Raw genomic sequence first — 21,347 nt, 5'->3', positions numbered from 1 at the left:
TCCGTGCTCCTTTCCATGGATGGCTTTGCCATCCTATGTCTACTACAGGATGAAATGTGTAATAACCGAGTCTAGCTGTCTCTTCGCAAAAGTAGGCATGACTTAAAAACAAAACCCGGCGAAAAGCCGGGTTTTGTCGAGAGATACCAGGATCAGGCGGCGAAGTTTTTCGCTACGAAGTCCCAATTCACCGTGTTCCAGAAGGACTCGAGGTACTTTGGACGCAGGTTGCGATAATCGATGTAGTAGGCATGTTCCCACACGTCGATGGTCAGCAAGGGCTTATCACCCGAAGTGATGGGGTTGCCAGCACCGATGGTGCTGGCCAGCGCCAGGGAACCATCCGCCTTCTTGACCAGCCAGGCCCAGCCGGAACCAAATGTGCCGATGGCCGTCTTGGTCAGCTCTTCCTTGAATTTGTCAAAGGAACCAAATGCCGTTGCGATGGCATCTGCCAGGGCGCCCGTAGGCTGGCCGCCACCGTTAGGCGTCATGCAGTTCCAGTAGAACGTGTGGTTCCATACCTGGGCAGCGTTGTTGAAGATGGCGCCAGAGGACGTCTTGATGATGTCTTCCAGGCTTTTGCCTTCGTACTCAGTGCCGGGCACCAGGTTGTTCAGTGCGGTGACATAGGTCTGGTGGTGCTTGCCGTGATGGAACTCCAGCGTCTCGGCGGAAATATGCGGCTCGAGGGCGTTCTTCTCATAGGGCAGCGGCGGCAATTCGAAAGCCATGGTTATCTCTCCATAATGTTTCGTCAGGGCATTGCACGGCAATGGTCGACCGATCAGGCGCCGGTCTAACCTGCGGTAAGGCATTAGGCTCAATACCGCGGCGGGGGATCATAGCACTCGCTTCGTTAGCTCGCCATGTAACAAACCCGACAGAAGGTCTTATGGCTTGTAAAGGATGAGCTGTATGGCCGTGATCAGCATGACGGTTCCAATCGCCATATCGATCATGCGCCATACGCGCGGTCGGGTCAGGTAGGGTGCCAGCTGCGCCGAGCCGATTGCCAATGTGAAGAACCAGAGAGCAGACGCGCAGCCTGCACCGACCGTAAAAGCCAGTGGTGCCGGTTGCTGGTTGCCTAATGCTCCGAGAACCAGAACGGTATCCAGATAAACATGAGGATTCAGGAGCGTAACGGCCAGTGCAATGCCTAGCGTCTTGCCCAATGAGCGGGGTGCCGCCGCTGCGCTATGCAGTGACTGTGATGTGAGTGCTCGTCTGTAGGCGCAGGCGCTGTAATAGATCAGAAAGATAATACCAGCCCATTTGAAGGTGCTCATTAGCCAGGCATTCCCGGCCAGTAAGGTGGCCAGGCCAAACACGCCAATGGTTACCAGGCTGATATCGAAGAACAGACAAAGCGCGGCCACAGGCAGGTGATGTTCCCTGCGCAATCCTTGGGCAAGGATGAATGTGTTCTGCGCACCGATGGCTATGATCAGACCGCCCATGGTCATGAGTCCTGTCAGATAGCTCTGCCACATCTTATTGGCCCGCCAGCGTGAGTAGGGCAGCCATGGCGCGTGCTTGGTCCGCCTCTGCGACGAAGAGGTGATCATGGTAAAAGCCGGCGACTACATTGCAGCTGATGCCCTGCTGTGCCAAGGCGTTCGAAAACGCGGCAGTCAAACCAACAGCCTCCAGTGCGGAGTGAACGTTCAGGGTAATCCAGGCAGCTACGTAGGTATAGGAGAGCGCCAGGCGGTCAGCATCTTGCCTGGTCAGGACAACGGTCAGGCCTTCCTGCTCCCTGAAGGTTGCCAAGGGGATTACGTCCTGAGGCAACGTCTGTTCATGTAACGAACAAAACACGTATTGGCCTGGATTGAGCACAGGCTGCATTTGGCTCAGCAAAAGCGAAAGATCATGAATGGCGTGAGACATCAGTGTTCTCCAGAAAGGGATGGCCAGTCTGGAGAGAAAGCATGTATAAGAAAAACAAATAGTGCTGATCAGTCATTAGGAAAACTGATGTTTGATTATAAACTTTTGGCTGCGCTTGCCGCTGTCGTAGAGCAGGGCGGTTTTGAGCGCGCGGCACATGTACTGGGATTGTCCCAATCTGCCGTCTCACAGCGAATCAAGCTGCTGGAAGCCCGCATTGGGCAGCCTGTCATTGTGCGTACATCGCCACCCACCTCTACTGATGTAGGGCAAAGGCTTCTAAACCATGTTCAGCAGGTGCGATTGCTTGAACGCGACCTCCATAGTCAGGTGCCGGGGCTTGATGAAGCCAGGACGGTGGAGCGTTTGCGGGTCGCCATCAATGCCGACAGTCTGGCTACTTGGTGGGCGGCCAGTATCGGCCCCTTCTGTACCAGACAGGGGATCCTGCTGGATCTGGTTGTCGAGGATCAGGAGGTGGGACTCAAGCGTATGCAGGCCGGGGAGGTAGCCGCCTGCGTCTGTGCCAGTGCACGTCCGGTCGCCGGTGCCCGGGCGGTATTGCTGGGCGCCATGCGTTACCGGGCAGTCGCCAGCCCCGCCTTTCATGCACATTACTTGTCCGAGGACGTAACGGCTGAGCGCCTCGCTCAGGTGCCTGCAGTCGTCTATGGGCCGGATGATCAGCTTCAGCATCATTTCCTGGCACGGCTGGGCTTTACTGGTCATTTCGATCATCATCTATGTCCTTCTTCGGAGGGCTTCGTGAAAATGGTCGCCAACGGGCTTGGCTGGGGGTTGCTTCCCGAGCTGCAAACCCAGGCGGAGCGCGAGCGAGGCGAATTAATTGATCTGGTGCCGGGGCAGGTGATCGATGTGCCGCTGTACTGGCATTCCTGGCGTAACGGTGGTGATTTGCTGACGGCCTTGACTCGACATCTGGAGAGCCAGGCAGCCTGTTGGCTGGTAGCGACTTGACGGGGAGATCTGATGCGAATTCTGGTGACGGGCGCGAGTGACTACATTGGTGCACGCCTCGCCCTGGATCTATTGGCGGACAAGCATTTGGTGCGTATTCACGGTCAGCCGGGAGCTATGCTCGATGCCTTGGTAAAGCAGGGCGCTGAATATATCCCGGGGACCCTGACCGACACGGAGCAGGCGCGGCGCCTGTGTGATGATATCGATGCCGTTGCACATTGTACCGATGGCGTAGGCGATCTTTCGGCGCAGGCCATGGACGCCAGTTTTTCCTTTATCGAGGCCTGCCTGCATATGCGGGTCTCGCGCCTGGTCTATCTATCTTCCAGCCATGTTTACGAAGCGGGAGGGGAGGCGCTCAAGGAGGATGCCGTACCTGCCGAGCCGCGGACAGTCGAGGCGCAGCGGCGCTTGCAGATCGAGCGCCTGGTTTTTACAGCAGCAGAGTTCGGGTTGGACGTCATTGTGTTGCGCCCTGCCCAGATTATTGGGCTGCCTGATAACGCTTGGGCGCCAAAGCTTGTTCAGCTCAACCGTCAAAAACGTCTGCGTCAATTGGGTAACGGTCTCAATCGCTGGGACTTCACCAGCATGAACAGCCTTTGCACAGCCTTGGGTGTTGCACTTATGACCGAGCACCCAGACGCGCTGAACAAGGCTTTCAACTTGAGCGAGGGGCAATCTCAGCCGGTATGGGACGTGGTGAATTATCTTATGCGCCGTCTGAAACTACCGGTTCTGGGGCAGGCCACGGCTCGCATTCAGCCAAAGGTTCTGCTGCAAGATATGCTTGCTGCAATCAAATCCGCCAGAAAAGAACGTGAACCCGATCCTCTATACCTGATGGATCGCAATTTTACACTGGATATCAATCGGGCCTGCGATATCCTGGGTTTTCAACCCCAGACCACGGTCTGGAAAGCTTTGGATGAATATATTGAAAACCGCTCCGCAAGGCGATAACGCCAGACTGCCAGCGCTGTGATGGCATTTGTATACTAGCTTTTTGAGAGCAAGCCCCGTGCCTGTCGGCTCATGCTTTTTTCACCAATGAAGGTCCGCCATGCGAAACGATTCATTTGATGAACTCGACAATGTACCCAGCCTGACGCCTGATAAGGACCTTAGCGAAGACTTTGGGCATGCCAGCCACGGTCGGCATCATCGCCATGCGCCTGTGGAACAGGGGCGGGAAGTCGAGGCCCATGTCGCGGCTAATCCCCAAGAGCCATTACGGGCTTCGCGTGGAGCCAAACCGGCCCGCGTTCCGAGCACAGGTCCTCTATGGGCATTGATTGCGGCCATGATCATTGCGTTGGCGGGGCTGGGTTGGTGGAGCCATCAGCAAATTCAGCTCATGCAGGAGCAGGTCGTCGCGACCCAGGAGAACTTTGCACGAATCAGTGAGGAAGCTGCCGGTCGGCTTCAGGATATCTCGGGCAAGCTGGTTGCCAGCGAGTCAAATGGGACGTCCAGTCGAGAGTCCTTGTTGTTGCGGCTGAAAAATATCGAGACCAAGGTAGCAGACGTAGCCCGCCAGCAACAGGCGGCAGTGGATGCGCAAAGTGCCCTGGACAAGCGAATCGACCAGCTGGCCGCTGACTTCAAGACGCAGCAGGGCAACGCCTCAGATCTGAATGGCCGCGTAGCGGCGTTGGCTGATGAGCAGGCTGGCCTGAAAGCGGCGCAAGGGGATTTGAAACGTTTCAGTGATCAGATCGATTCGCTCACGGCGCAAAACAAGAGTTTGCAGGCAGATATCGCCGCGCTCAAGAAACGGGGCGACCCTTCTGGTGCTATCGAAAATCTGCAGCAGGATCTTCTTGTACTGCGCAGTGAGCTGGACTCACGTAGCAACAACAGTGGACCGGATTCCGCTTCGTTCGATGCGTTCAGGGCCCAGACCGTGCGCAATATCAGTACGATTCAGACCCAGCTGCAGAACCTTCAGCAGCAGATTAACACCCGCCGCTGACATTCTTCAGACATGAAAAGCCCCGCCAGAGCGGGGCTTTTTTTATTACAGCCGAGGGTAATCGATATAACCTACAGGGCTAGGCACGTAGAAGGTTTCCGGGTGAGGCTCGTTCAACATGGCCTGACGGGCAAAGCGCTCCGGCAGGTCAGGGTTGGCGATAAACGGAACACCAAACGCCACAGCGTCGGCGGTTCCACTTTCCAGCCAGGCATTGGCGCTGTCATGGGTGAAGCGTTCATTGGCGATAAAAACGCCGCCAAAAGCGTCCTTAAGTTGTGGACTAAGGCTGTCATCAGCTTCAGCCTCACGGGCGCAGATAAAGGCAATGCCGCGCTTGCCCAGTTCACGGGCCAGATAGCCGAAGGTCTCGGCCGGATTTTCGTCGCCCATGTCATGCAAGTCACACCGAGGCGAAAGGTGAACGCCTACACGATCGGCGCCCCAGACATCGATACAGGCATCGGTCACTTCAAGCATCAGGCGAGCCCGGTTTTCAATGGAGCCACCATATTGATCGGTACGCTGGTTGGTGCTGGTTTGCAGAAACTGGTCTAGCAGATAGCCATTGGCTCCGTGAACTTCTACGCCATCGAAACCCGCTTTTCTGGCGTTCTCGGCACCCTTGCGGTAAGCCTCGACGATACCGGCAATCTCTTTGGTTTCCAGGGCGCGCGGGACGACGTATTCCTGCTTGGGACGGACCAGGCTCACATGACCGTTGGCGGCGATGGCGCTTGGAGCCACCGGCTTTTCGCCCTGGAGGTAAAGCGGTGCGGAAATACGACCTACGTGCCAGAGTTGCAGCATGATGCGACCGCCTGACTTGTGCACGGCTGAAGTGATCTTTTTCCAGCCCTCCACTTGTTCGTCGGACCAGATGCCCGGGGTATTTGGATAACCCACGCCCATTGGATCGACGGAGGTGGCCTCGCTTAAAATCAGACCAGCCGACGCACGCTGCGCGTAGTACTCGGCCATAAGGTCGGTAGGGACGCGATTATCATCTGCGCGACAACGGGTCAGCGGTGCCATAACGAAGCGGTTCGGCAATTCCAGTGCGCCGATTTTGATCGGATCAAACAGGTTGGGCATGGTAACGACTCCGTAGGTGAATCATTGGCTGACAGCCAAGCCGCTTTTCCGGGCATGGCTAAAGGTCAACAGGGTCAGAATCAAGGCAATCAGGGCCAGTCCCCCGGCAGCCAGCGGAACGCTGGTCAGGCCCAGTCCATGGGCGATAACGCTTCCTCCCACCCAGGCGCCCAGCGCGTTGCCGACGTTGAAAGCGCCAATGTTCAAGGTGGAAACGAGGTTGGGTGCGTCCTTGCCAAAGGTGACCACGTTGATTTGAAGTGCGGGAACCGCTGCAAAGGCGCAGGCTGCCCACAGGAACAGGGTGATCTCGGTAGCGACCATGCTATGACTGGTCCAGGCCAAAAGGGATGACACGACGGCCATCGCGATGAAGATACCTATGAGCGTTGTGGACAGACGCCAGTCTGCAAGGCGTCCACCCAGGATGTTGCCGAGGGTAAGGCCTACACCGATCAATAGCAGCGTGCTGGTTACGCCATACTCTGACAGACCTGTTACATCAGTAAGCAGCGGTGTGATGTAGGTGAAGAGGGCAAACATCGAGGCAGAGAACATCACTGTCATCGAGAGGGACAGCCAGAAACCGGCCCCCTTCAGCGCCGCCAACTCACGGCGCAGGTCGGTTTTTTCCTGTGGCGCCTTGCCGGGCAGAACAAGCCAGAGACCTGCCAGCGCGAGGACACCGATGAGGGATACGGCCGCAAAGGTTGAACGCCAACCGGTTGCCTGTCCTAGTGCTGTACCTAGCGGTACGCCAAGAACGTTCGCCAGCGTAAGGCCTGTGAACATGAGCGCGACGGCAGAGGCCCGGCGGTTCGCTGGCACCAGACTGGCCGCTACCACCGAGCCGATACCAAAGAATGCGCCGTGGCAGAGCGCCGTGATGACGCGAGCCAGCATCAGGACGTTGTAGTCTCCGGCTAAGGCGCAGAGCACATTGCCAATGATAAAGATGCCCATCAGCACGAGCAGGGCCATCTTGCGTGGCCAGTTGGCCGTCACCATCGCCATGAAGGGCGCACCGATTGCAACACCTAATGCATACCCACTGACGAGCCAGCCAGCTGATGGGATGCTGACATGAAGGTCATTAGCTACATTGGGCAAAAGCCCCATGATCACAAACTCGGTGGTGCCGATGGCAAAGGCGCTAAGCGCCAGCACTAACAATGAAGCGGGCATCGCATCTCTCTATGGTAAGGCGGAAAAATCAGAGCTCTCGGCCCAGCTGCTCGACGAAGGCATTGATCACTGCTTCGTTACGCTTGTAGAAGACCCATTGGCCAACACGCCGGGTTGTAACGAGGCCGGCACGCTGAAGCGTGGCTAGATGAGCCGAGACTGTGGATTGGGAAAGTCCCGTTTTCTGATCGATAAGGCCTGCGCACACGCCAATCTCCAACGGGTGGTCCTGTTGGATGAAGTGTTTTTCCGGTTCACGCAGCCAGGCCAGAATGTCTCGTCGGACGGGGCTGGCTATCGCCTTGATCAGATCATCGATATCCATAATGTTCACATATCGGTTTATCGGGATAAGGCGAACCTTATATCGAAATGACACGATATACAATGTTGTTTAGCTACCTAATGTCTGATGCAGATACGCTGATTGTTCAAGAAGGTGCGTCGGCATCTGGTCGTACACTACCGTTTAGCGGTTTCGTCCAGAGAGGGGCACGTTTATCGACTAGTCTTGTGCGGTCGTTCAGCCGTTTCGCTGAAGCGAATTGATTATTCGTCCTGATACCGGTAAACCGCTCTTTCGCCATGGGTTCATTAGGACTTTCATGCGAAAGCATGACTGCTCATGGCTATTCTTTCTGTGAAAAGAGCTGTTTTCACAGGTCCGTTAGAAGTTGGAGAAGTTCATGGCGTCTATGAAGCGTCCTTTGATTCTGGCACTGGCCGGTGCGCTACTTGCAGGGTGTGCATCCAGTAGTCCTTACGAAAACCAAGGCGGTAGTGGCGGATCCCGTACCGCGACCTATGGCGGCCTGGGCGCATTGGCGGGTGCTGTCGCCGGCGCAGCCATCGATCATAACCATCGTGGCAAGGGCGCTTTGATTGGCGCAGCGGCGGTAGGCGCAGCGGCAGCGGGCTATGGTTACTATGCGGATCGTCAGGAAGCCGAGCTGCGTCGTCAAATGCAGAACACTGGCGTAGAAGTACAGCGCCAGGGTGATGACATCAAGCTGATCATGCCGGGCAACATCACGTTTGCAACGGATTCGGCCGATATCGCTGGCAATTTCTACAAGCCGTTAAACGATCTGGCGACATCCTTTAAGCAGTTCGATCAGAACAGTGTCGAAATTGTGGGCTATACCGATAGTACAGGTAGCCGTGCGCACAACATGGATCTGTCCAATCGACGTGCCCAGAGTGTAGCGAACTACCTCGTCGCTCAGGGTGTCGATGCTTCACGTGTTAGTACGCGTGGTGCCGGGCCGGATCAACCGATCGCGACCAATGCGACCGCTGATGGTCGTGCTCAGAACCGTCGTGTCGAGGTCAATCTAAGGCCGTTGCCTGGTGCAGTGACCCAGTAAATGCACCCTCCGTGATGCTACCGTTTAGCGGAATCTGGTAGCGTCACGGTTTGGTCAAGAAAATGGCGCTGTATTTTTGTTGTTCTGGATAATAACCTTATCGCCAAACCTCGGTTCTATTAGTGGCATGCAGTAGAGCCTTGCCGAGTGCTCGAAGGGAGGAGTTGTATTCAGTGCAGTACGAACTGAAAGGAGGCGACACGGAAAGTCCAGTTCCTAGTATCAATCAGGGGCCTGTACTGCTCGTTGTCGATGACCGGGTAGAAAACCTCATGGCCATGCAGGCACTGCTTGAAATAGAGGACTGGCGTGTCTTGACCGCCAACTCGGGTGAGCGTGCCTTGAGATACTTGCTCGATGAGCCTATAGATCTCGTACTGCTGGATGTGCAAATGCCCATCATGGACGGCTTCGAAGTCGCTCGGATGATACGCGGCAATCTGCGCACCCGCTTTACACCAATCATATTCGTCTCTGCCGAGGCTCACTCTTACGAGGCTGTTCTACGAGGCTATGCTACCGGTGCGGTGGATTACCTGCTCAAGCCGGTCGATCCCAACATTCTGCGGCACAAGGTGCGCTCCCTTCTCGAACATGAGCGCAATCGTCGCGAACTCCTGCAGCTGAGTCAGCAGCTGGAGCTTGCCAAGGCATTCAGTGACTCCCTGCTCGATAATGCGGCAGAAGGCATTCTGGTCGTTAATGAGCATGGCCTGATCACATTTGCCAATGCGGCGATTGCCCGCATGCTCAAGCGTCATATCAGCGATCTCGTGAATTCCGAGTTCATGGCTCACTTGAGCAATCCTGATTTAGGGGATAGCTGGGCCGACTCGACGTTCATGGAGCACTATGAAAGACGTGAAACCTATCGCCTGCATGATGCCAGTCTGTGCACATCCCGAGGCGGCATATTGCCGGTGACTCTTTCCTGTGCGCCCCTGCCGCGGATGCAGCGCGCCATGGTGATGATTGCACTCGACATGTCCATGATGCGCGAGCTGCAGGATCAACTGGAATCGCAGGCGGTTACCGATGCCTTGACCGGTTTGCTCAACCGGCGGGGCTTCAACCAGACCCTGGAGGCAGCACTGGCTCGTACGGGGCGTAACGGCAAGCGCATGGCCGTTCTCTACATTGATCTGGATGGCTTCAAGAAGGTGAACGACTCGCTTGGTCATGAGGCTGGCGACCGTGTGTTGTGCATGATTGCCGAACAGCTTAAAACCTGTATGCGTCCTTACGATGTACTGGCGCGTATGGGCGGTGACGAATTCACCGCATTGCTTGATACCCTGGATCATCCCGAGGATGCCGCCCGGGTCGCCGAAAAGCTGCTTGAGCTGATGACTAAAACGCACACTGTTGACGGTGTAGAGGTCAGCTTGGGCGCAAGCATTGGGATCGCGAGCTATCCCGAGTGTGGTCATAGTGTCGACGGATTGCTGCGCTCGGCCGATATCGCCATGTATGAAGCCAAGCGGGGTGGACGCCAGCAATACCGCTTCTTCTCGCCGGAGATGAATGGCCGTGCACGCTCGCGCCTCATGTTGGAGGAGAGCGTCCGCAATGCCATCGATAACAAGGATTTCGTGCTGGCTTATCAGCCTCAGGTATACCTGAAAAACGGCAAGCTGCGCGGCTTTGAGGCCTTGTTGCGGTGGGAGCACAACGTGGCGGGCAAGGTTTCACCGAACGTCTTTATCCCGCTGCTGGAAGAGACTCGGCTGATCAATCGCATCGGTGATTGGATCTTTCGCGAAGGCGCTATGAAGCTGCAAAGCCTGTCCGAAGTCTACGGCAACGGGCTTTTGCTGAGCATCAATTTGAGTCCTGTCCAGTTCGGCATGCCGCAGTTGGCTGAAAGCCTTCGGCAGATCATCGACAGTTATGGTTTGCGACCCGATCAGCTCGAGATTGAGGTAACCGAGACGGCTCTGATGCATGACATTGATTACACCCGTGCTCAACTGGCACAACTGCGCGCGCTTGGTGTTCGAACAGCCGTGGATGATTTTGGTACGGGGTATTCTTCACTGGCCTACCTGCGTCACTTCGAGCTCGATACCTTGAAGATCGACCAGTTGTTCATTGCCAATATGCTCGACTCGCCACGCGATGCTGCGATCGTCAGCACTATTCTTGAGCTGGGACGTAACCTGGGGCTTGAGGTCGTGGCAGAGGGTGTCGAAACACTGGAACAGCGGGAGTGGTTGCTTGAGCACGGTTGCGAGATCATGCAGGGCTTTCTGGTTTCCAAGCCGCTCAATTCCGATGTGACCCAGCATTTTCCTGATCGCGTGGACTGGAGCAGTCGTCGTCCCGACTACTCGCTATAGAAGTGTCCTTGCTCACACTCCTCATGTGGGCAGGGAACTCGCCGTTGTGATGGGTGCCGTATAAGCCATACCGTGATTGGATCAGGTCCGGTCGGGTCTATCGCTGCTCAGTCTTTTGGATAGAAGGCGCTCGCAAGAGGCTCATGTCAATACTGTGCGGCAAGGTCCTGGTGAGCCGGGCAAACTCTCAGGAGAGCTCATGCGCGCATTTATCCTAGCCCTCACAGTGGCCTTCAGTCCTTTTGTCTTCGCGGATTGGCAGGTTGAGTCAAGCTACTCTCGTGTCAGCTTTGTAACCGTGAAGCGCGGCAACATGGCTGACGTTCAATTTTTTTCCACCGTAACGGGCGTGATCGATCAGCATGGTAGTGCTCGATTGGCGCTTCCATACGAGTCACTGGACAACACCCTGGCGCTACAAACCGAGCGGATGAGAGAAACTCTGTTCAAGGCAGATCAGTATCCGGAAGCGGTCATTACCAGTCAGATCGATCTGCCTACCTGGGAGCAAATGCCGGTAGGAAGCATTCGCCAGGAAAAGCTGGACTTCGAGCTTGAAATCAACGGCCAGAAGCAGCGCTTGAAAGCGGATGTTTCGGTTACCCGAATCGGGGAAACATTGGTTCAGGTCAGTACTTTGCAGCCGGTGTTGATCAAGGCGATTGACTTCAGCCTGTTGGAAGGGCTGGACAAGCTCAAGGAAATAGCCAGTGTCCCCTCGATTACACCTGAGGTGCCCGTTTCTGTGCTGTTAACCCTTCGCCACGTGCCTACCCCTACCTGAGTGGCGGGCTTTTCAGGAGCGTCATCATGCCAGGTGCGGTGTATCCATGGCGCGAACAAAATGAATATGAGCTGCTGGTTGATGGCGGGTGTTTTTTTCCTGCCATGCTGGAAGCCATATCCAAAGCCCGGTATAGCATCGACATCGAACTCTATCTGGTAGAAAAGGGCTCGTGTGCAACTGCCCTGATGGAGGCCTTGATTGAGGCGGCGCATCGGGGAATACAGGTGCGTTGTCTTTTCGATGGTTTTGGTACGCTCAAGATGGACGACATGCACCGGACCCAGTTGAGCGAAGCAGGCGGTCAGGTACGTATCTATAATCCGGTAGGCCTCTGGCGTGGCTGGCGCAACTTGTACCGTGACCATCGCAAGCTCCTGATTGTGGACGAGTCGCAGGCCTTTGTGGGTGGAAGCGGGGCAACCAATGACTTCTGGACGCCAGGGGAGGAGCTTTGCCAGTGGCATGAAGTGATGGTGAGCATACGCGGGCCGTTGGTGTCCGACTGGATGAGCCTGTTCCAGCGCCAATGGCAAGCCTGCCATCAGCGGCATGCTTGGAAGCCCGAGGCCAGCCGTGGTCGTATTCTGGTTCCAAGACCGCCGCAGGCAACTTCGGGTCTTGGGCGGGTGGCCTATGCTGATGCTCGCCAGCATCGGGACATTGTACTGTCCCTGGTTCGAGCCCTGATTGTTGCCAAGAAGCGTATCTGGTTTGCTACGCCATATTTTCTACCGTCGTGGCGGGTCAGGCGAGCCTTGCGCAAGGCCGCTCAGCGAGGCGTCGACGTGAGGCTGATTCTGACGGGCCGGCATACGGATAATCCCCCCGTCCGTTTTGCCGGGCAGCGCTATTATCCGCGCTTGCTCCGGGCAGGCGTGAAGATCTATGAATATCAGCCGCGGTTTTCCCACCTCAAGATGGTTCAGGTCGATGACTGGGTCAGCGTAGGCTCATGCAATTTTGATTACTGGAATCTTCGGTTCAACCTTGACGCCAACCTGGAAGCCATTGACCCGACGCTGAGTCAGGCCGTCAGTGAGTGCTTTCTAGCGGACTTCCAGCAAAGCCGCGAAATCACGCTAAAGGATTGGCGCAACCGCCCTTGGTGGAAACGCCTGCGTGAGCGTCTCTGGGGTACGCTGGACCGTCTGGTGCTGACCGTTGTGAGCAAGCGTAAGTCTTGAGTAAAGCAAGCATTGCATTTTTTTAAAGCGATACACTACGCGCCTTGCAGTAAGGAGTGAGCGTAATGCTCAAAATAGAAAAACAACGATTCATTGGGCTTGAGTGGCTTCGCTTCCTGATGGGTCTTTATGTGGTCATCTACCACACCATTCATTTTTATCCCGAACGCAAAACCGTTCCGTTGCTGGACGAACTGACCAGTATGGGTTTTTTTGCGACCAGCACCTTCTTTGTACTTTCCGGGTTCCTGCTGGCGCATGTCTATCTCACTGATAACCAGATGCGAGAGCCTGCCAAGAGTTTCTGGGTTAAGCGATTCTCCAATCTGTATCCTATCCATATTTTCGCGCTGCTGTTTTCCATAGTCGTCGTAACCTGGATCGGCTTCATGGCCATACCGCCTGATGGAGCCAAGGCCAGCGTCCGGTTCGTGGTTTACGACACCAACGAGGTGCTGGCCCGAACCAATCCGGAACTGTTCCAGCACTACATGACCAATCTGGAGCTTGCATTCAATGGGCTGCTGCAGATTACGATGCTGCAGGCCTGGAATCCCTACTACCTCACCTTCAATGCGCCGCTCTGGTCCATCTCGGCGTTATTCTTTTTTTATCTGGTCTTTCCCTATGCGGCGCCGCGCCTGATGCGTGCGCGCAACAAATGGGGTGTGCTTGCCATCATAGGCCTGTGCTACCTGATTCCTCCTGTTCTGGTGATCTGGAACCAGGATTACGGTATGCCGTATACCGGCTTGCTACAACGAGTCCCGCTGCTGCGCCTGCCGGAGTTTCTGGCTGGCATCGTGGCGTATGGCCTCTTCCGTCAGCAAAGTGAGCGAGGCGCGCAGCCAAGCCGGACCATCCGCCTGGTGATGACCGGCTATCTGCTATTGAGTTTTGCAGTGGCCACCGCGCTGTTTACCCATGGCCCTAAATTCTGGTACTTCTTGCTTCATAACGGTCTGTTACTGCCGTCTCAATTGATACTGGTCTATCTCAGCGCATTGGCGCAGGAACCAAAGAGCGAATGGCTTAAACACTGGTCGCCTCGGCTGGGTGCGGCGTCACTGTCCATGTTCGCACTGCATGTGCCATTGTCAGGACTGTTCATGACGCTCGAGAAATGGATTATGGGTGACTTCCCGCTGTGCTTTAGCAACTGGAGCGCGTGTATCGAGGCTGCCGGTCACGTAGAGAACGCCATCGAGGTTTACGGACTCTTCCTGCTGTTTGTGATTTTCATCTGTGTGATTTTCCAGGAGCAGGCCGTGGCACCTACCCGGCGATGGTTGATCAGGCATTTGTTGCCCAAGGTAGAAAAGACCAGGCAACTGCCTACATAGCGCACAGGAAACTTTCAGGCGCCGGGTCTGCCAGGGAACTGCGGGTGGACCCTCTGCTCGAAGAACAGTCGAACCCACCTTTGGAAGGAGACTGCTATGGCGGCAAAGAAAATTCTCATGCTGGTAGGTGACTTCATCGAAGACTATGAAGTGATGGTGCCTTTCCAGGCGCTACAGATTGCCGGACACCAGGTGGATGCTGTCTGTCCAGGCAAGGCACCCGGCGATACTGTGCAAACCGCCATTCATGACTTCACAGGTGAGCAGACCTACAGTGAAAAGCCGGGCCATCGTTTTACGCTCAATGGGGACTTTGCCAAGGCACGTGTAGACGACTATGACGCTCTGGTCATTCCTGGAGGGCGGGCACCCGAGTATTTGCGCGTCAACGAACAGGTGCTTGAGCTGGTAAGGGGATTTTTCAAGGCTGACAAGCCCGTTGCTGCACTGTGTCATGGCCCCCTGATCCTGGCAGCGGCCGGCGTGCTCAGGGATGGCGTTGAGTGCAATGCCTATCCGGCGTGTGCGCCTGATGTCAAAGGGGGCGGTGGGACCTATATTGAATTACCCATGGACGGTGCTCATGTCAGCGGTAAGCTGGTAACCGGTCCGGTGTGGACCGCTCATGTGGAGTGGTTGCGCAAGTTTCTGGAGGTGCTCGGTACACGTATCGAGCCTTGAGTCAGTGGTGCAGATGCAATAAAGCCCGGATTTACCGGGCTTTATTGTTCATCCTAAAGGCTTAGGAGACTTCAACCGCCAGACTTTCAGCGATTTTCTTCTGCCAGATTTGCGGGCCGGTGTTATGCACGGACTCACCATTGCTATCGACCGCAACGGTGACCGGCATGTCCTTGACCTCGAACTCGTAGATCGCTTCCATGCCCAGCTCCGGGAAGGCCAGGGTCTTGGAGGCCTTGATCGCCTGGGCCACCAGATACGCTGCACCGCCTACTGCCATAAGGTAAACCGCCTTGTTGTCCTTGATCGCTTCAATGGCGATTGGGCCGCGCTCGGATTTGCCGATCATGCCGAGTAGACCCGTTTGCTCAAGAATCTGACGGGTGAACTTGTCCATGCGGGTAGCCGTGGTGGGGCCTGCCGGACCTACGACTTCGTCGCCAACCGGGTCGACCGGGCCAACGTAGTAAATGAAGCGACCCTTGAGGTCTACGGGGAGCGTCTCGCCCTTGTTCAACATATCGACCATGCGCTTATGCGCAGCATCGCGGCCGGTCAGCATCTTGCCGTTGAGCAACAAGGTCTCGCCTGGTTTCCAGGTCAATACTTCTTCCGGGGTTACCGTATCCAGGTTGACGCGACGTGCAGAAGGGCCGGCTTCCCAGACAATTTCCGGATAGGCATCCAGCGGCGGAGCTTCCAGGGCAGCGGGGCCAGAGCCATCCAGAATGAAATGGGCATGGCGTGTCGCTGCACAGTTCGGAATCATGCACACCGGCAGCGAGGCCGCGTGAGTCGGATAGTCCTTGATCTTGACGTCCAGGACTGTGGTCAAGCCGCCCAGGCCCTGAGCGCCAATACCCAGCTGGTTGACCTTTTCGAATAGCTCCAGGCGCAGCTCTTCGATACGGTTCTGCGGGCCGCGGGCTTTCAGCTCATGGATATCGATTTCCTCCATGAGCGATTCCTTGGCCAGAACCGCTGCCTTTTCGGCCGTACCACCGATGCCGATACCCAGCATGCCGGGCGGGCACCAGCCTGCACCCATGGTCGGAACGGTTTTCAAAACCCAGTCGACGATAGAGTCGGACGGGTTGAGCATGGCCATCTTGGACTTGTTTTCGGAGCCGCCGCCCTTGGCTGCAACATCAACCTCAACCTTGTCACCAGGAACGATGCTGTAGTGGATGACAGCTGGGGTGTTGTCCTTGGTGTTTTTGCGCGCACCGGCCGGGTCGGCCAGGATGGATGCACGCAGGACGTTTTCCGGCAGGTTATAGGCGCGGCGAACGCCTTCGTTGATCATGTCGTCCAGGCTCATTGTGGCGCCGTCCCAGCGCACGTCCATGCCAACCTTGACGAATACGGTCACGATACCCGTGTCCTGGCAGATCGGACGGTGGCCGGTCGCACACATGCGCGAGTTGATCAGGATCTGGGCCATGGAGTCGCGTGCGGCAGGGGATTCCTCACGCAGGTAGGCCTCATGCATGGCCTGGATGAAATCCACGGGATGGTAATAGGAGATGAACTGCAGGGCATCAGCAACGCTCTGGATCAGGTCATCCTGCTTGATCACGGTCATGTACGCGCTCCTTATTAGGCTATCAGTACTGCGCGGTTCTCGTGTCTCGTCCGTGGCGTCGTTTTGGAAGCAGGCGAAAGTCGTCTGATCACGAAAAGCAGCGTCCGGGCGCGCAGGTCCGGCTTCCAACACTGAGAAAAGAAGTCCAGACACCACGTCTAGGGTGTAGCCGACACGACAAAGGCGGGGCAGTATAGCGCTATGAGACGCTTGAGCGAAGCCGACCAGCTGATAAGGAAATACGTCACAGAAACAGGGTAAACTGCTGGCTAATTGCTATGCCATGGATCAGGTGTCGTCACCATGCGGGATCTTACTGTCACGCGCAGCATCAATGCGTTTGTCATTGGTCATCAGGTATTGCCTCTAGCCGTGGTTGTGCTGGCGTTGCTTCCGCTGCTGTTATCTACGGCTGCGGGGTTCTATTCATTTTCGATCAGCTCTTTTTTTGCCGACACGCTGGGCTTTCTGGCGGGAGTCGCCGTGATGACGGGGGTGATTGTCTGGGCCGGTGGCAAGCATCTGAAGGCCTTGCCGCTTGAGCCCTATATTATCGTCTCGATTCTGTTTCTGACGTATTCCCTGACCCATATCGTGCATTTGCGCGGTACCTTTCTGGTGTCTTATGTACTCGTATTGATGCTGGGTATTTTTCAGATACGACTGGGGGCGTTTGTACGCTGTGCGCTGCTGGCCTACGGTGCCTATGTAGGGTTGTGCTTATGGATAAACCTTGAGCCACAGGACAGCCGGACCGTCAGAATGATGATTGTCCAGAGCATCATATTAGCCATTGTTCTGGTTTCCATGGTGCTGTTTGCTCGCTACCACCACCGTATCCGCTACCAGCTCAACGCTCGGCGGGACGATCTGGAGCGGCATCAGGACAACCTGCGCCATGTGATGCGTCAGTTGGAAGCTCAGGTGATTACGGACGAGCTGACGGGGCTGCGTAATCGCCGTTATTTTCTGCAAATAGCCAGTGAGGCGCTTCATCGGTTGGGGCATGGCCGAATGCACGGGCTGGCATTGATCGACATGGATTTTTTCAAGCAGATCAATGATCAGTTTGGGCACGGAATAGGCGATCTGGTGCTTAAAACGTTTGCCGAGGTAGGCGAGGCCTGCTTGCGAGAGCAGGACGTCCTGGCGCGTTATGGCGGAGAAGAGTTCGTCCTCCTGCTGCCCTTTAGCGATCCGCAGCAGCTGGTAGTCTGCTGTGAGCGTTTACGTGAAGCCTTTTCAAGGACGGTTTTCGAGCACGCTGATCTGGGCACCCTGACCGTTTCGATCGGCATGAGCCTCATCATGACCGGACGTACCCTTGAAGAGTCGTTACTGCTGGCTGATCAGGCGTTGTATCGTGCCAAGCGTAATGGGCGTAATCGCTGTGAGGTTTCATGGGAGAGCTGACGTGCCTAAGCTTGAGGTAGGAGCATCGGTCTGGACAGTCGAGTCGGATCGCACTCTGCTCGACAGCCTGCTCGACGTAGGCCTGGCAGTGCCTTTCAGCTGTCGGGCGGGCAGTTGCCATGCATGTCTGGTTCGGTGTCTTGAGGGGCATGTTGCAGACGCGCAGCCGGAAGCGCTGCCTCCTGAACGGCGGGCCGAAGGATGGCGGCTGGCCTGCCAGTGCCGTATTGTAGGTGATGTTCGGGTATCGATCTTCAACCCTGAGGAAGATGGGATTCCTGCGACGCTGACGGCTGTCGATTGGCTAAGTGCAGATGTGGTTCGCCTACGTATGCAGCCGGAGCGGTATGTACGTTATCGACCGGGGCAGTCCGTAGTGCTCTGGCTCAACGGTATTGCTCGCTCCTATTCCATAGCCAGTTTGCCTGGCGAGGCACCTTGGCTTGAGTTTCACATCGATTGCAGCCGTCCGGGCCAGTTCAGCACTGCCGCACGCCGAATGAAACCAGGTGATCAATTGTGCCTGGGTGTATTAAATCCCAGTGCGCTGCACTATCCGGCGGAACAACCCGATTCTCCGTTGCTGCTGCTGGGCTCCGGCTCAGGATTGGCGCCACTTTGGGGCATTCTTCGTGAAGCGCTGGATCAGGAGCATGCTGGGCCGATCACGGTAGTACACCGCGCGCGTGAGGCGTCTGGGCATTACTTGAGGCCAGCATTGGATAGATTGGCCGCCGAGCAACGCACTCTGAATGTCGAGTACTTGGATGAAAAGGGGTGGGAGCCGTGGCTCAAGGCGTTGCGGCTATCCAGTCGGCGTACGGTCGCGCTGGCTTGTGGCAGTCCGGCATTTGTTGAGGCTGTGTCTCGTCGATTATTCATGGCAGGGCTTCCGCGGGGACAACTGCTGACAGAGACCTTTGTGTCCAAGGCTCTCTAGCATTAAAAAGCCGCCCGAAGGCGGCTTTTTTGTGAGCAATAATCAGACGAGCAGATCACCGACACGGTACATCTTCATGGTGTTGGTGCCGTCACGCTTGGTGTAGCTGTCGCCCTTGGTCAGGATGACCCAATCGCCACGCTCCACAATGCCGCGCTTGAGCAGTTCGTCTACGGCATTCTGGCTGACTTTGTCAGCCGGCATCGACTTGGGATCGAACGGAATGGTATAGACGTTGCGGAATAGTACGGTGCGCGCCTGTGTTATGCGGGATGAAGCAAACGAGAAGATTGGAACGGAGGATCGTAGGCGAGACATGATCAACGGGGTATAACCGCTGTCGGTCAGGCTGATGATGGCCTTCACGCCCGGGAAGTGGTTAGCCACATAGATGGACGCCAGCGCGATACTTTCGTCCCAACGGGTAAAGGTTTGCCCCAGGCGATGGCTGGACAGCTTGCTGGTAGGCTGCTTTTCTGCACCGATACAGATGCGGGCCATCGCCTTGACGGCCTCAACCGGGTACGCACCGGCAGCCGTCTCGGCGGACAGCATCACGGCGTCGGTGTTGTCGAGTACGGCGTTGGCAACGTCAGACACTTCGGCGCGTGTCGGCATCGGGTTGGTAATCATCGACTCCATCATTTGCGTAGCCGTGATAACCGCTTTGTTGAAGCGGCGCGCATGGGAAATGATGCGTTTCTGGATGCCTACGAGTTCGGCATCGCCGATCTCGACGCCCAGGTCACCACGGGCCACCATGACTGCGTCACTGGCCTGAATCAGACCGTCCAGTGCTTCGTCATTGGCTACAGCTTCGGCGCGCTCGATCTTGGCCACCAGCCAGGCCTTGCCACCGGCTTCTTCCAGCAGGCGACGGGCTTCATGCATATCTGCCGCATCACGTGGGAAGGACACCGCCAGATAGTCCACTTCCATGGAGCTGGCAAGCTTGATGTCTTCGCGATCCTTGTCGGTCAGGGCCGGTGCGGTCAGACCGCCGCCGCGACGGTTGATGCCCTTGTGGTCCGACAGCGGGCCGCCGATCAAAACGACGGTATGCAGTTCATTGGCCGTTACGCCTTCGACGCGTAGTACCACGCGGCCGTCATCGAGCAGCAGCTCATCGCCGACATGGCAATCGGTCACGAGGCCCGGATAGTCGATACCAACGACCTCCTGGGTACCGGCATCACGTGGATGGGCCGTGGACAGACGGAAGGTGTCGCCTTCCTTGAGCTGGATGCGCTTGTCAGTGAATTTGGCGATACGGATCTTGGGCCCCTGAAGATCGCCCAGCAAGGCCACATGGCGGCCATGCTTGGCAGCCAGTTCGCGTACCAGCTGACCCCGTGCACGGTGTTCATCCGGGGTTCCGTGAGAAAAGTTCAGGCGGGCCACATCGATACCGGCAATGATGAGCTGCTCGAGCACCTCAGGCGAATTGCTGGCTGGGCCAAGGGTGGCAACGATTTTGGTACGGCGATAAATCATTCAGGTTTTCCTTTCAGATGGTTTCAACCGTGATCGGCAATGAAACGGGCCGAATCTGACGTTTGGCTTCAAAGGCTACTGTGCATTGTAGCCTTGCTGAGCGTCCAGGCACATGAAAGGTTTCATCTCCGTGCAGCAATCCTGAAAAAGTAATGCTTGAATTAACCGGTGAGCTGCGCTTCAGGCCTGGACGAGCCTGCCGATAACCCGGCAACGGAGGATCAATCATGCGTCATATCTTATTTTCGCTCGTCGTCGTGTCGCTGGCCGGCTGTACGGGTGCGTCCATGAATCGTCATATGGACAAGGCTTACGATGCCTATACTGAAGGTGACTGCGATCAAGTCATGCTGGAGCTGTCCCAGGCCGAACGCAAGAGCCGGGCTCGCCCGTGGGTTCAGCCGGAGATTTCCATGCTGCGTGGTCAATGCCTTGAGCGGCAGCGTTTGTATGTCGATGCGGTGGAAACCTATCGCTTCATCGAGAGGCGTTACCCCAGCAGCGAGTATGCGTACCGGGCTCGGGCCAGAATCGATACGCTCACCCAGCTGGGGCTCGATGGTTCCAGACCGGTAATCGTTCAGCCGCAGCCGCTCAAGCCGGTGCTGGCCAAGTAAAGATGCCCTTTCGCATGCTTCTGGTTATGCTTGTGGTCTGATGGGTGCCGACTGGAGCGGCATCAGACTGCAATGACTTCCGGGATGGGTCCATGAAACAGAATCGTCATATCGAGCGCCATCAGTTACCGTACTTTCTGAAGGTGTTCAATCGTTTCACTGACAGGCCCATGGGCTATCTGGGTAATATTTCCCTGGACGGGATGTTGCTCATTAGCCAGCTACCGCTGCTGGTTGGGGCCAGATTCGAATTGCGTTTGAAGGTGCCGGGTCAGGACGGGCAGTTGCACTTCATTGACTTCGATGCCAACTGTCAGTGGAGCCGGGAAGACGTAACGCCAGGATATTACGATTCAGGCTTCTCGATCTCGGCGCCACCGCATGAGTTCACCGAGCTGGTGGAATCGCTGCGTAACTATTTCAGCTTTCACCCCATGCAGCAGTCCGTTTAGGCAGACGAACGCT

21 protein-coding genes are annotated in these 21,347 nt (G+C 56.3%); 13 read left to right on the top strand and 8 right to left on the bottom strand.

The genetic code is table 11. The features are described 5' to 3' along the window. Window positions 1-152 precede the first annotated feature (152 nt). The 3 genes from PLU01S_RS07560 to PLU01S_RS07550 form a co-directional block, all read right to left on the bottom strand. Entirely contained in the window at window positions 153-734 is a 582-nt protein-coding gene (locus PLU01S_RS07560; protein WP_010795280.1) for a superoxide dismutase, read from the bottom strand. A 159-nt stretch (window positions 735-893) separates the two neighbouring features. Then, window positions 894-1,496: a LysE/ArgO family amino acid transporter gene (locus PLU01S_RS07555; RefSeq protein ID WP_074824742.1), complete on the bottom strand. Its 603-nt coding sequence runs from the start codon at window positions 1,494-1,496 to the stop codon at window positions 894-896. 1 nt (window position 1,497) lies between these two features. Continuing rightward, the gene (locus PLU01S_RS07550) at window positions 1,498-1,896 is read right to left on the bottom strand and encodes an ACT domain-containing protein (protein ID WP_074824740.1); all 399 of its coding nucleotides are present in this window, start codon (window positions 1,894-1,896) and stop codon (window positions 1,498-1,500) included. A gap of 87 nt (window positions 1,897-1,983) precedes the next feature. On the opposite strand from PLU01S_RS07550, the gene PLU01S_RS07545 reads away from it, so the two are divergent. The 3 genes from PLU01S_RS07545 (at window position 1,984) to PLU01S_RS07535 (ending at window position 4,852) form a co-directional block, all read left to right on the top strand. Further along, complete coding sequence (locus PLU01S_RS07545; RefSeq protein ID WP_074824738.1) at window positions 1,984-2,874, top strand: LysR family transcriptional regulator ArgP; 891 nt, start codon at window positions 1,984-1,986, stop codon at window positions 2,872-2,874. Between the two features lie 12 nt (window positions 2,875-2,886). After that, complete coding sequence (locus PLU01S_RS07540; RefSeq protein WP_074824734.1) at window positions 2,887-3,840, top strand: NAD-dependent epimerase/dehydratase family protein; 954 nt, start codon at window positions 2,887-2,889, stop codon at window positions 3,838-3,840. Between the two features lie 100 nt (window positions 3,841-3,940). Further along, complete coding sequence (locus PLU01S_RS07535; protein ID WP_074824733.1) at window positions 3,941-4,852, top strand: ATPase; 912 nt, start codon at window positions 3,941-3,943, stop codon at window positions 4,850-4,852. A 45-nt stretch (window positions 4,853-4,897) separates the two neighbouring features. On the opposite strand, the gene PLU01S_RS07530 is transcribed toward PLU01S_RS07535, so the two are convergent. Genes PLU01S_RS07530 through PLU01S_RS07520 form a run of 3 tightly spaced genes read right to left on the bottom strand, consistent with a single transcriptional unit; the run spans window position 4,898 to window position 7,457 of the window. After that, window positions 4,898-5,947 carry an alkene reductase gene (locus tag PLU01S_RS07530; protein WP_074824732.1) on the bottom strand — a complete coding sequence of 350 codons (1,050 nt, stop codon included), beginning with the start codon at window positions 5,945-5,947 and terminating at the stop codon, window positions 4,898-4,900. A gap of 21 nt (window positions 5,948-5,968) precedes the next feature. Next, the gene (locus PLU01S_RS07525) at window positions 5,969-7,132 is read right to left on the bottom strand and encodes an MFS transporter (protein ID WP_074824730.1); all 1,164 of its coding nucleotides are present in this window, start codon (window positions 7,130-7,132) and stop codon (window positions 5,969-5,971) included. A gap of 28 nt (window positions 7,133-7,160) precedes the next feature. Continuing rightward, window positions 7,161-7,457 (bottom strand): ArsR/SmtB family transcription factor, encoded by a 297-nt coding sequence (locus tag PLU01S_RS07520; RefSeq protein WP_010795272.1) that lies wholly within the window; start codon window positions 7,455-7,457, stop codon window positions 7,161-7,163. A 361-nt stretch (window positions 7,458-7,818) separates the two neighbouring features. On the opposite strand from PLU01S_RS07520, the gene PLU01S_RS07515 reads away from it, so the two are divergent. From PLU01S_RS07515 to PLU01S_RS07490, 6 genes are all read left to right on the top strand, one after another. Further along, window positions 7,819-8,499, top strand: a complete 681-nt coding sequence (locus tag PLU01S_RS07515; RefSeq protein ID WP_074824728.1) for a YiaD family glycine zipper/OmpA-like lipoprotein — start codon at window positions 7,819-7,821, stop codon at window positions 8,497-8,499. A gap of 173 nt (window positions 8,500-8,672) precedes the next feature. After that, on the top strand, window positions 8,673-10,838 hold the full coding sequence (locus PLU01S_RS07510; protein ID WP_376738956.1) for a putative bifunctional diguanylate cyclase/phosphodiesterase: 2,166 nt from the start codon (window positions 8,673-8,675) through the stop codon (window positions 10,836-10,838). A 199-nt stretch (window positions 10,839-11,037) separates the two neighbouring features. Then, window positions 11,038-11,622 carry a YceI family protein gene (locus tag PLU01S_RS07505; protein WP_010795268.1) on the top strand — a complete coding sequence of 195 codons (585 nt, stop codon included), beginning with the start codon at window positions 11,038-11,040 and terminating at the stop codon, window positions 11,620-11,622. 26 nt (window positions 11,623-11,648) lie between these two features. Continuing rightward, window positions 11,649-12,809, top strand: coding sequence for a phospholipase D-like domain-containing protein (locus tag PLU01S_RS07500; RefSeq protein ID WP_074824725.1), 1,161 nt, complete (start codon window positions 11,649-11,651; stop codon window positions 12,807-12,809). Window positions 12,810-12,874: 65 nt separating this feature from the next. Further along, window positions 12,875-14,152, top strand: coding sequence for an acyltransferase family protein (locus tag PLU01S_RS07495; protein WP_074824716.1), 1,278 nt, complete (start codon window positions 12,875-12,877; stop codon window positions 14,150-14,152). 96 nt (window positions 14,153-14,248) lie between these two features. Then, window positions 14,249-14,833, top strand: coding sequence for a DJ-1/PfpI family protein (locus PLU01S_RS07490; protein WP_010795265.1), 585 nt, complete (start codon window positions 14,249-14,251; stop codon window positions 14,831-14,833). A 61-nt stretch (window positions 14,834-14,894) separates the two neighbouring features. On the opposite strand, the gene PLU01S_RS07485 is transcribed toward PLU01S_RS07490, so the two are convergent. Next, a complete protein-coding gene (locus PLU01S_RS07485) occupies window positions 14,895-16,418 on the bottom strand; it encodes a fumarate hydratase (protein WP_010795264.1) in 1,524 nt (507 codons plus the stop codon). 303 nt (window positions 16,419-16,721) lie between these two features. On the opposite strand from PLU01S_RS07485, the gene PLU01S_RS07480 reads away from it, so the two are divergent. Both PLU01S_RS07480 and PLU01S_RS07475 read left to right on the top strand, forming a co-directional pair. After that, the gene (locus PLU01S_RS07480) at window positions 16,722-17,831 is read left to right on the top strand and encodes a GGDEF domain-containing protein (protein ID WP_083397864.1); all 1,110 of its coding nucleotides are present in this window, start codon (window positions 16,722-16,724) and stop codon (window positions 17,829-17,831) included. Between the two features lies 1 nt (window position 17,832). After that, a complete protein-coding gene (locus PLU01S_RS07475; protein WP_074824712.1) occupies window positions 17,833-18,771 on the top strand; it encodes an iron-sulfur-binding ferredoxin reductase in 939 nt (312 codons plus the stop codon). A gap of 42 nt (window positions 18,772-18,813) precedes the next feature. Here the strand turns inward: PLU01S_RS07475 and pyk are convergent, their stop codons facing one another. Next, a complete protein-coding gene (pyk, locus tag PLU01S_RS07470; protein WP_010795261.1) occupies window positions 18,814-20,265 on the bottom strand; it encodes a pyruvate kinase in 1,452 nt (483 codons plus the stop codon). Window positions 20,266-20,492: 227 nt separating this feature from the next. Between pyk and PLU01S_RS07460 the strand changes: the two genes are divergently transcribed. After that, window positions 20,493-20,882, top strand: a complete 390-nt coding sequence (locus PLU01S_RS07460) for a tetratricopeptide repeat protein (protein ID WP_010795260.1) — start codon at window positions 20,493-20,495, stop codon at window positions 20,880-20,882. Window positions 20,883-20,974: 92 nt separating this feature from the next. Then, window positions 20,975-21,334, top strand: coding sequence for a PilZ domain-containing protein (locus tag PLU01S_RS07455; protein WP_010795259.1), 360 nt, complete (start codon window positions 20,975-20,977; stop codon window positions 21,332-21,334). Window positions 21,335-21,347: the final 13 nt, after the last annotated feature.

Origin of the sequence: Pseudomonas luteola NBRC 103146, assembly GCF_002091675.1 — a bacterium.
GTDB classification, from domain to species: Bacteria; Pseudomonadota; Gammaproteobacteria; order Pseudomonadales; family Pseudomonadaceae; genus Chryseomonas; species Chryseomonas luteola.
Note: the sequence above shows the minus strand (reverse complement) of the source record. Positions and strands in the feature narration are given on the sequence as shown.